This is a genomic window from Mycolicibacterium setense, from assembly GCF_000805385.1.
Taxonomy (GTDB): Bacteria; Actinomycetota; Actinomycetes; order Mycobacteriales; family Mycobacteriaceae; genus Mycobacterium; species Mycobacterium setense.
Map to the genome: position 1 here is coordinate 570417 of NZ_JTJW01000010.1, position 10548 is coordinate 580964.

The 10548-nt window shown below is 67.3% G+C and carries 11 protein-coding genes; 5 read left to right on the plus strand and 6 right to left on the minus strand.

Translation table 11 applies throughout. From position 1 onward, the window contains the following. Window positions 1–168: 168 nt before the first annotated feature. Both kstR and otsB read left to right on the plus strand, forming a co-directional pair. Window positions 169–846: a cholesterol catabolism transcriptional regulator KstR gene (kstR, locus tag QQ25_RS27855; protein ID WP_036442391.1), complete on the plus strand. Its 678-nt coding sequence runs from the start codon at window positions 169–171 to the stop codon at window positions 844–846. A 3-nt stretch (window positions 847–849) separates the two neighbouring features. Further along, window positions 850–1629 (plus strand): trehalose-phosphatase, encoded by a 780-nt coding sequence (otsB, locus tag QQ25_RS27860; RefSeq protein WP_039382289.1) that lies wholly within the window; start codon window positions 850–852, stop codon window positions 1627–1629. A 34-nt stretch (window positions 1630–1663) separates the two neighbouring features. Here the strand turns inward: otsB and QQ25_RS27865 are convergent, their stop codons facing one another. Genes QQ25_RS27865 through QQ25_RS27880 form a run of 4 tightly spaced genes read right to left on the minus strand, consistent with a single transcriptional unit; the run spans window position 1664 to window position 5461 of the window. Then, complete coding sequence (locus tag QQ25_RS27865; protein ID WP_039382291.1) at window positions 1664–2761, minus strand: Rv3575c family transcriptional regulator; 1098 nt, start codon at window positions 2759–2761, stop codon at window positions 1664–1666. An 11-nt stretch (window positions 2762–2772) separates the two neighbouring features. Further along, a complete protein-coding gene (locus QQ25_RS27870; protein ID WP_039325625.1) occupies window positions 2773–3639 on the minus strand; it encodes a metal ABC transporter permease in 867 nt (288 codons plus the stop codon). Continuing rightward, window positions 3639–4421, minus strand: coding sequence for a metal ABC transporter ATP-binding protein (locus tag QQ25_RS27875; protein WP_039382293.1), 783 nt, complete (start codon window positions 4419–4421; stop codon window positions 3639–3641). Before QQ25_RS27875 ends, QQ25_RS27870 begins: the two co-directional genes overlap by 1 nt. Beyond that, the gene (locus QQ25_RS27880) at window positions 4421–5461 is read right to left on the minus strand and encodes a metal ABC transporter solute-binding protein, Zn/Mn family (RefSeq protein ID WP_039382295.1); all 1041 of its coding nucleotides are present in this window, start codon (window positions 5459–5461) and stop codon (window positions 4421–4423) included. The genes QQ25_RS27875 and QQ25_RS27880 overlap by 1 nt, the downstream gene beginning before the upstream one ends. 57 nt (window positions 5462–5518) lie before the next feature. Here QQ25_RS27880 and QQ25_RS27885 point away from each other — a divergent pair, with 57 nt between their 5' ends. Continuing rightward, entirely contained in the window at window positions 5519–6649 is a 1131-nt protein-coding gene (locus QQ25_RS27885) for a GTP-binding protein (protein WP_039325629.1), read from the plus strand. Here QQ25_RS27885 and aztD read toward each other — a convergent pair whose 3' ends face one another. Beyond that, entirely contained in the window at window positions 6650–7810 is a 1161-nt protein-coding gene (gene aztD / locus QQ25_RS27890; RefSeq protein WP_039382298.1) for a zinc metallochaperone AztD, read from the minus strand. A gap of 28 nt (window positions 7811–7838) precedes the next feature. Beyond that, on the minus strand, window positions 7839–8954 hold the full coding sequence (locus QQ25_RS27895; protein WP_052236118.1) for a hypothetical protein: 1116 nt from the start codon (window positions 8952–8954) through the stop codon (window positions 7839–7841). An 83-nt stretch (window positions 8955–9037) separates the two neighbouring features. Between QQ25_RS27895 and bluB the strand changes: the two genes are divergently transcribed. Both bluB and QQ25_RS27905 read left to right on the plus strand, forming a co-directional pair. Beyond that, complete coding sequence (bluB, locus tag QQ25_RS27900) at window positions 9038–9697, plus strand: 5,6-dimethylbenzimidazole synthase (RefSeq protein ID WP_039382300.1); 660 nt, start codon at window positions 9038–9040, stop codon at window positions 9695–9697. Window positions 9698–9706: 9 nt separating this feature from the next. Then, the gene (locus tag QQ25_RS27905) at window positions 9707–10468 is read left to right on the plus strand and encodes a LamB/YcsF family protein (protein ID WP_039382302.1); all 762 of its coding nucleotides are present in this window, start codon (window positions 9707–9709) and stop codon (window positions 10466–10468) included. The last annotated feature ends 80 nt before the right edge of the window (window positions 10469–10548 follow it).

Genomic DNA, 10548 nt, shown 5'->3' on the forward strand with positions numbered 1-10548 from the left:
GTGCTTCCCACTAGAACGTGTTCTAATGGTGACAGTGTTCGACCGTCAAGTCGACCCGCATCACAGCAGGACACGTCCGTGTGTTTACCGGCGCGGAGGTGCGTAGAAGGAGATCGCCGTGCGTATCGTTTTCGATGAGGTACGCGACGAGAGGGGGCCACACACCGCATGTCCAGCGCACCACAGCAGGCAGGCAGCGAATCGTCCGGGTCTGACACCCGACCCCGTGAGGTTCTGAACGTGGCTGTCCTCGCCGAATCCGAGCTCGGCTCAGAAGCACAGCGGGAGCGCCGCAAGCGCATCCTGGACGCGACCCTGGCCATCGCCTCCAAGGGCGGTTACGAAGCCGTCCAGATGCGTGCCGTCGCCGAGCGTGCCGATGTCGCCGTCGGAACGCTCTACCGCTACTTCCCTTCCAAGGTGCACCTGCTGGTGTCGGCCCTCGGCCGCGAGTTCGAACGGATCGACGCCAAGACCGACCGGGCTGCCCTCTCCGGCGGTACCCCGTACCAGCGGCTGAGCTTCATGGTCGGCAAGCTGAACCGGGCCATGCAGCGCAACCCGCTGCTCACCGAGGCCATGACGCGAGCCTTCGTCTTCGCCGACGCCTCGGCCGCGGGCGAGGTGGACCACGTCGGCAAGCTGATGGACTCGATGTTCGCCCGGGCCATGAGCGACGGCGAGCCCACCGAGGACCAGTACCACATCGCACGGGTCATCTCGGATGTGTGGCTGTCCAACCTGCTGGCGTGGCTGACCCGGCGCGCCTCGGCCACCGACGTCAGCAAGCGACTGGACCTGGCGGTGCGGTTGCTGATCGGCGCGGAGGACAAACCTAAGATCTAGCGGGTGAGCCTTCCCGCCGAACTTCAACGTGCGCTGACCCAGGCCGCACAGGCGCCACGGCTGCTCATCACCTCTGATTTCGATGGCACCCTGGCCCCGATCGTCAACAATCCCGCTGATGCCCGCCCGCTGCGCGACGGCGCCGAAGCCCTTGTGTCGTTGTCCGGGTGCCCCGGCGTCGAGACCGCCCTGATCTCCGGCCGTGCGTTGGAAGTGCTGCGGGAGCTGTCCGGGATGCCCGCGGCCGTGCACATGGTCGGCAGCCACGGCGCCGAATTCGACTCCGGATTCACCCACCCGATCAACCGGGCCCTGCTCGATCAGATCGCCACCGAACTCACCGCGATCGCCGCCGCCCGGCCGGGAGCCACTGTCGAACTCAAACCCGCGAGTGTTGCGCTGCACGTGCGCAACGCCGAACCCGCCGACGCCGAAGCCGCGTGCGCGCAGGCACTCGAATCCGCCCAAGCGTGGGGTGCGCAGCTGACCAAGGGCAAGGCCGTGCTCGAATTCGCGGTGATCACCACCGACAAGGGCGCGGCGATCGACATCCTGCGCGACGAACACCAGGCCTCGGCGGTGATCTACTTCGGCGACGACGTGACCGACGAAAAGGCGTTCCGACGGCTGCGCGACGGCGACGTCGGCGTCAAGGTGGGGACTGGCGAGACGCTCGCGGAATTCCGCGTCGACGAGCCCGAAGACGTTGTGGCAGCGCTGAAGTACCTGTTGGACGCGCGCCGCTCCGCCGAAACGGCATTCCAGCAGAAAAAAGCCGAGTAGAGGCCTGCCGGAATATCGTTTCGGCGAAAGAGATCTAGACCGGGCCCGACGTCCGGCCGCGCACCACCTCGGTGGGAAGCACCTCGATCACGGGCAGCCCCGACCGTGGCGGGCTGTGGAGCAACTCTCCGGCCCGCCGCCCTTTGGCGACACTGGACTGCACCACCGTCGAGAGGCCACGGCGCAACGCCTCGGGCACCCCGTCGAATCCCGTGACCGTCATCTCGCCCGGCACGTAGATGCCGCGCGAGCGCAGATAGTCCATGGCCGACAACGCCAGCACGTCGGCGGTGCACATGAGAGCCGTGATGCGGGGATTGGCCTCCAGCGCCCTCTCGGCAGCGGCAGCGCCGGACGTCGGCATATGGTCGTAGCTCTCCACCACGGTCAGCGTGTCCGGTGCCAGACCGGCGGCCGTCATCGCGTCGTACACACCGTGAATCCGCTCGCGCTGCACATGGAAATGCGGGGACAACACCCGATCCGGGTCTGCCAGTGCGGATTTCGTGCCCGCATGCGGCCAGTCGCGACCCAGCCGCATGGTCAGCAGGCCGATGTCGCGATGGCCCAACTCCAATACGTGCTCGGCCAGCCGCCGCATCGCACCGCGATCGTCGATGCCGACCCGCGATACCCCGGGAACGTCTTTCGGCTGATCTACCACCACCACCGGCAACTGACGCTGACGCACCACCGGCAGGTACGGATCGTCATCGGAAGCCGAATACACCACGAATCCGTCGACGCCCGCCGCGAGCACCGCCGCCGAACCGTCCTCGAAACTGCGGTTGGGCCCGATTGCCACCAGCAGCAGCCCCTGCCCCACCGCCTCACACGATTCGGCAAGCCCCGCAACGAAATCCAACGCCGCGGCATCACTGAACGAATAGTTGAGCGGCTCGGTGATGATCAACCCCACAGCGCCGGCCTTGCGGGTCCGCAGCGAGCGCGCCACCGGATCCGGACCCGCGTAACCCAGGCGCTTGGCCGCATCGAAGATCCGATCGCGAAGCTCCGCCGACAACTGGTCCGGACGGTTGTAGGCGTTGGAGATGGTGGTGCGGGAAACCTTCAGTTCGGCCGCCAACGAAGCCAGGGTGGCCCGCCGTGGCGGGTGGGGACTCCTTGGCATGCTTCCCGAGGCTAGTGGATGGCTGAATTCCTCACCCGGTCAACCGTCCACACCGCCAGCCAGATGCCGCAGGCAATCGTGACGATCACGAAGCTCGGCGGCATGTTGAAGATCGCGGAGATCGTCAGCCCGGCCCACACCGACACCACGCTGATGGCGGTCGAGATCGTCATCGCCAGAATCGGCCGCGCCGTCACCATGATCGCTGTCGCAGCCGGGGTGACGACGAGTGCGAAGAGCAGCAGCGTGCCCACGGCCAGCACCGCCATGGTCACCGCGATGCCCAGCAGAACCATGAACAGCACCGACAATGCACGTACCGGCACCCCTTTGGCCTCGGCCACCTGGGCGTTGACCGATGCGAACAGCAATGGGCGGAAAACGAATACGACCGTGGCGGCCAGCACGAGCAGCAGCGCGGCGAAGGTCAGCAACTGCTGATGAGTGATGGCCAGCAGGTTGCCGAACAACACGTTGGTCAGCGTCGACGAGTTCTTGGTGGCCAGCGAGTTGAAGAACAGGCCGAAACCGGTGGCCAGGGCCAGCACCGTGCCCGTGGCCACCTCGCGGTCATGCGCCCGGCTGCCCAACGTCCCGATCACCAGGGCCCCGCCGACGCAGAACGCCAACAGGCCCATCCCGACCGGAAGCCCGAGCAGCGCCGCGCCGGTGGCGCCGGGCAGGCCGATGTGGGCCAGCGCGTGGGCGGCGAAGGCGGTGTTGCGCACGATGACGAAATAGCCGATCAGCCCGGCCGCCAGCGCCACCAGCGTGCCGCCGATCAACGCGTTGCGCATGAACGCCGAGGTCAGGATCTGCCACCAGTTGTGCTGATAGCCCAATGCGAACGTGCCCTGCGCCAGCAGACTCGCCGACATCACACGCTCCTCATGTACATCTGTCCCAGCGGGGTGTGGGCCACCTGCACCTGGGTGCCGTACAGGTGGGTCAGCAACTCGGCATCGACCACCTCGTCGATGGCCGCGTGGTGAGCGTGCCCGTCGAGCAGATAGATGGCGCTGTCGAGCACGCTCAGCAGCGGGTTGAGGTCATGGGCGACAACGAGAATCGTGACGCCGAGGTCTTGGTTCAGCCGGGCCAGCAGCTGCACGATCTCGTGCTGGTTACGCAGGTCGAGCGCGGCCAGCGGTTCGTCGAGGATGAGCATCTTCGGATGTCCGACAAGGGCATTCGCCAAGGCAATGCGCTGCCGCTGTCCGCCGGACAGTTCTGAAAGGCGCATGTTCGCGAACCCGGTTGCCTCCACCCACGCCAATGCCTCGTCGACCCTGGCCCGGTCGGCAGCCGAGGTGCGGGTGAAACCCCACCGCCGCCCCGTGAGTCCGAGTGTCACTGCACCGCGCGCCCGGATGGCCTCCCCCGCACCTGCGGCATAGTCCTGCGGGACATAGCCGATCAGGTCGTTGTGCTCTCCGGGCGCCCCACCGAGCACCTGGACCGACCCCGACGCCGCGGGCAGCAGGCCAAGCATGACCTGCAGCATCGTCGACTTGCCCGATCCGTTGGAGCCGATCAGCGCGACGATGCCACCGGCCGGGATCTCGAAGGTGCCCTCCGACCAGATCAGCCGGCCCCCTCGCACGGCACTCACGTCGTCGAAGACGAGTGCGGGCTGCTCTGCGGTGCTGTTCGGTGACACTAGTTCTGTATACCGAGCGCTTTGGCGAGCGCGGTCAGTTGGTTCACCTGCCAAGCCTCGAACGAATCCGTTCCCGGCGCCACCGTTTCGGTGACATCGACAACCGGAATTCCGGCTCCCTCGGCGGCAGCCCGGATCTGCTTGGGCAACGAACCCTCGGTCTGGGTGTTGTAGATCAGCACGTCGACGCCCCGATCGCCCAGCAGGCGCAGGAACGCGTCCAGGTCGGCCGGCGACGGGTCGGTCTCGTTGGACGACGCGGCCTGGTAGCCCTGCGGCGTCTGGTTGACCAGGCCGACCGCGGCCGCCATGTCGTCGAACACTGTCTCGGTGGCGGCGTAGCGCTTACCGGGGGCCTTGGTCTTGATGTCGGTGATCAGCTGTTGGTAGGGCTGCATCGAGGTGGTGAACTCCGCTCGGCGCTGCGCGAAGTAATCGCGCGCGTCGGGAGCCAACTGACCGAGTTCCTCTGTCACCGTGTCGGCGACGCCGGTCACCGCGTCCGGGCTGTACCAGGCGTGCGGGTTGTTCGAGTGCTCATGGGCATGTCCGCCGTCCCCGTCCCCATCCCCATCCCCATCCCCATCCCCATCCCCATCCCCATGGTCATGGTCATGGTCATGCTCGCCATCGCCGGTCCCGACAGCGGAGACGACGACGGCGTTCGGCGCGGTGCTCTGGGCCAGCTTGGCGGCCCACTCGTCGTAGTGCCCGCCGTTGATGACCACCAGCTGCGCGCCCTGGAACTTGGCCGCGTCCGCGGGCGACGGCTCGAAGTCGTGCGGATCGACCGACGACCCGGCCAGCACGGTGGTGACCTTCGCACAGTCACCTCCCAGTGCGGACACGATGTCGCCCCACTGATCGACACTGACCACCACGTTGACCGGTGTGGTCACGCAGTTTCCGGCGGACTCGGCCTGCTGGGTTTCGTCGGAGCCGCATGCGGCCAGGGCGAAGGGGGTGGCCAGCAGCAACGCGGTGGCCAGGGCGCGGAAGTTCAGGGGCGGGAGCACGGCGATAACGATAACCGTTTGCATTAGCAGATGCACGCCAGGATGATGATTTATTGAAAATCGTTTTCAATAAGGAGTCCGATGTCCGACTTGTTGCCCGTCACCGTCCTGTCCGGCTTTCTCGGCGCCGGGAAGACCACGCTGTTGAACCACATCCTGGCCAACCGCGACGGCAGACGCGTCGCCGTGATCGTCAACGACATGAGCGAGGTCAACATCGACGCCGCGCTCATCGCCGGGCAGGGCCACCTCGACCGGACCGAAGAGAAGCTCGTCGAGCTGACCAACGGCTGCATCTGCTGCACGCTTCGCGAGGACCTGGTGGAGGCGGTCGGCGCGCTGGCCCGGCAGAACCGGTTCGACCAGTTGGTGATCGAGTCGACGGGCATCTCCGAGCCCATGCCGGTCGCAGCCACCTTCAGCTGGGAATTCGAGGACGGCTTCAGCCTCGGCGCGCTGGCCCGGCTGGACACCCTGGTGACCGTCGTCGACGCGTCGACGTTCCTGGCCGAGTTGGCCAAGGGTGAGGCGCTGGCCGAGCGGGAGATGACGGCGGGTCCGGGTGATGCGCGCAGCGTGGCCGATCTCCTGGTGGACCAGGTGGAGTTCGCCGACGTCATCTTGCTCAACAAGACCGACCTGGTGACCCCGCAGCACCTCGGTGCTGTCGAGGCCGTCGTGCGTCGGCTCAACCCCTCTGCGCAACTGCTGCACACCACGCAGGGCGTGGTCGACCTCGGCGAGGTGCTGGGCACCGGCTTGTTCGATCCGGTCGCCGCGGCCGAAGCTCCGGGTTGGGACGAGGAGCTCGCGATGGGCCACACGCCCGAGACCGAGGAGTACGGCATCGGCTCGATGACGTTTCGCGCCGACCGGCCGTTTCACCCCCAACGCCTCGCCGAGGTGCTCGAGGATGTTCGAGGCCTGTTGCGCAGCAAGGGTTTCTGCTGGATCGCCAGCCGGCCGTCGATCGCGGCGATCTGGTCGCAGGCCGGCCCGAACCTGGTGTTCGAGCCGGCCCAGTTCTGGTCGGCCACCGAGATCCAGCCCGGTCAGGAAATCGTGTTCATCGGGATTCGCATCGACCGCGAGGCCGTCGACACCCTCCTGCGCAGTGCCCTGCTGACCGACGCCGAACTGGCCGAGGGCGAGCAGGCCTGGCAGCGGTATCCCGATCCACTACCGGCCTGGAGCGTCACCCACGCGCACTGACTAGTGCGCGTGACCCATCACGCCGCTCAGCTCGTTCGGGGCCTGATCCAGCGTCACCGATGCGCCCACCTCGCCGGATTCGACGTCAACCGTGTGAATCCGCTTGGTGGCGGGGTCAGTGACGAACACGTCGTGGCCGCGGGCGAACACACTCGGACGGGGCTGCTGCCAGTCGTCGGGTTCGGTCCACGGCTCGACCACGGCGATCGTCTTGATGGAGCGCCCGGACGCCGGATCGATGACATGGAGGTTGCCGTCGGTGCCCAGGACGAGCCCTTCGGCGTGTGGCCCACGCGCCAGTGATCGGAACGAGTAGCTGACCGACTGCGGGAGTGGCACCAGGCGCAGCTGATCGGTCGCGGTGTCGACGAGGGCGATCCGGTTGGGTCGTTCCAGCTCGGCGTCGGGATCGACCTTGTAGTCGCCCAGCGCCACCGGCGAGTCTTCGTGTCCGCGAACCGTTCCCACCCGGCCGTACGCGTCCGGCGCGGCGATCTTGGTGAAGGCACCGTCGGAGAAGGCCAATGCGCCGTTCTCGCAGCCGAATACGAGGGTGGATGAATCGACGACCGTTTCGCCGTGAATGCCGGGGCACTCGGTGTTGCGGGCAACCTCCCGGTCGGAGGCATCGAAGGCGACGGCACCACTGCGCTCGTCGGCATTGCCCTCGCTACGCACCCAACTGCCGTCGTCGAGCACCACTGCGACGCCGTGATGCGGCTGCGGCGCTTTCATGCCCCGGGTCCGGGGCACGGAGGCGGTGAGATTGTGCGGATCGAGCACGGTGATCTCGCCCGACCCGTCGGCGAACAGCACGGTGTGTTCGCCGTGGGCCACAACGTGACCCGGCTCATCGGCCATGAAGGTGGTATCGGTCAGCTTCCCGGCCGACGCGTCGAGCAACCGGAAACCCTCGCCGGTGGACACCAGGACGTGCGAATCGTCACCGGCCGGGTTGACCCGCAGGAAGCCGTCCAGCGGCACGTCGGTCTTGACCTGAAGGCTCTTGCCGTCCAGCACATACAGCCCGCCGTCGTAGGTGACCACCAGCGGATCGGGTATCGGCTCGCGCGCCGCCGGAGGCGTTTCACCACCGCCGCAACCGGTCAGTGCCGCCGCGAGCGCACCGACCAGGACGAGGACCTTCGATGGATTCGGCATTCTTCTCCTTCTTGCTTGTTGTGTGGAATCACCAGCCCGAGGCCGCCAAGAAATCCGGGATGACGTTCGTCTGGTGCGAGCGCTCGACCCGTAGGCCGTTCGAATAGTCGATTTCGTGTACGGCCTTCGCCGTCGCGTCGTTGACGTAGGCCCGCCCGGCGCCGACCTCGATCACCGGAGTGCCGACCGGGTCGGCCAGCAGCTCGAGGCGACCGACGCTCACGCCCGCCGCCATATCGAGCGCGTGCAGGACACCGTCGTGAGTCACGGCCAGCACAGTGTCGGCAGCGGCGGTGTTGGCGGCGACCACACCGGGCAGGCGCATCGACGCCCAACGGCGGCCGTTGAGCAACCACACCTCGTCACCGGCCACGGCCACCAGCGATTTGCCCTGCCTGCGATAAGAGAACGCCCCCAACGAGTCCCGGGGCCGAACCGCCCCGAAAGGGATGTTCTCGACCACCGGCTCCCCGCCACGCACGGAGACCTTCAATGCGCCGTCACGGCACCCGAGCACGACCGCCCGGCGCAGCGCCACAGCGTCGGTGATCGCCGGGCAGTCTCCGAGCACCGCGGTCTGTTCGGCAACGCTGCTGACCAGTCCCCGCTCGGCGACCGTCAACGTCTCCTCGCCCAACGGAACTGCAGCTGTTGCCTTTTCAGGCACCAGCGCGGCGGTGAGGGGTGTAACCTCACCGCGCGCGAAGGCGTCGCGATCCAGTGTTGCGACCGTGCCGTCGGCGTGGCGCGCAACAGTCACCGCGCCGTGGCCGCGCACCGCGGTGATCTGCCCGTCGATCCGGCCCACCACCGCAGGTGGCGACTCGTAGTAATGCGCGTGATCCCCGTGATCGAACGTCCAGGTCCCGCCATCGAGGATCGTCAGGCCCGCATCGCCGTGCAGGTAGGCATATCGACCGTCACCGCTCACGGCCTGCACGGGGCCGTACTGCCCCAGCGGGGTCTCGGCAGAGGTCGCGACATCGAGCACCGCGCCGGCACCGGCCTGTCGCTCCACCAGGACCAGTCGCGTCACCGGTCGCTCGGCCTCCCGGGGAGTGGCCACCTGCCGGGCATCCGGAGTGTCAGAGCACCCGGCGATCAGCAGGGCGACGAGCGCAATCACCAAGCCCCTGTTCAGCACCCCCAAACTCTTATCATTAATGACATTCATTTTCAATAAGATGGCGCGCCCGATACACCCGACGGCCCACCTAAGCTCGACCCGTGTCTGAGCACGCCTTCAACCCGGACGAGCGCCGCGCCGTCTACCGGGCCATCGCCGAACGTCGGGACATGCGCCGGTTCGTCCCCGGCAGCACGTTGCCACCCGAAGTCCTCGGCCGGCTGCTGCAGGCCGCCCACGCGGCGCCGAGCGTCGGCCTGATGCAGCCGTGGCGGTTCATCCGGATCACCGACGACGCGTTGCGCGGCAAGATCCACGCCCTGGTCGACCAGGAACGCATCCACACCGCCGACGCGCTCGGTGTCCGCGGTGGCGAATTCCTGGCCTTGAAAGTGGAGGGCGTCCTCGACTGCGCCGAACTGTTCGTCGTCGCCCTCGGCGAGAACCGCGACCGGCACATCTTCGGCCGACGCACCCTGCCCCAGATGGACCTGGCCTCGGTCTCGTGCGCCATCCAGAACATGTGGTTGGCCGCGCGCGCCGAAGGTCTCGGCATGGGCTGGGTGTCGATCTTCGAGCCGCTGCCGCTGGCCCGGTTGTTGGGCATGCCCGCCGACGCCGAGCCCGTGGCGATCTTGTGCCTGGGCCCGGTACCCGAGTTCCCGGACCGGCCGGTGCTGGAGATCGAGCACTGGACGGTCGGGCGCCCGCTGCCCGAATTCGTGGCGGAGAACGGCTGGCCGGCCGAGGCTTCGACTTAGGCTGGATGGATGGCTGCCTCCGTCGATCTCAATGCCGACCTCGGTGAGAGCTTCGGGGCGTGGAAACTCGGGGACGACGAGGCCATGCTTTCCCTCGTCACCAGCGCCAATGTGGCCTGCGGTTTTCACGCCGGGGACCCGGCACTGCTGCTGCGCACGTGCCGCGAGGCCGCGGCACGGGGCGTCCGGGTCGGCGCCCAGGTCAGTTACCGGGACCTGGCCGGGTTCGGCAGGCGCTTCATCGATGTCACCCCTGAGGATCTGACCGCCGAGGTGATCTATCAGATCGGCGCGCTCCAGGCCATCGCCCACGCCGCGGGCACCACGGTGACCTATGTGAAACCCCATGGGGCGCTGTACAACACGATCGTCAGCCACCCCGAGCAGGCCGCTGCCGTCGCAGCCGCAGTGGCAGCAGTGGACGCCGGCCTGCCGGTGCTCGGCCTGTCCGGTTCGGCGTTCTTCGAGGAGGCCGGAGCACTCGGGCTGCGCACCGTGGCCGAGGCCTTCGCCGACCGCGCCTACCAACCCAACGGCACCTTGGTGTCCCGGCGCGAACCCGGCGCGGTATTGCACGATGCCGCCGAGATCGCCGAACGAGTGGCGGGCATGGTATTGACGGGTCAGGTGACCGCCGTGGACGGATCCGTCATTCCCGTGACGGTGGAATCGGTTTGCGTACATGGTGATTCGCCGGGCGCTGTCGAGATCGCAGCGGCCGTCCGTGAGCGCCTGCTCGCCGAAGGGGTTCAGCTGTCACCCTTCAGCTAGCCTGACGTCACATATGTTATTGGTAATGATTACCATTTCCATATGCTTCGGGTCTCCCGCCTCCGCGACCGGCTGCAAGT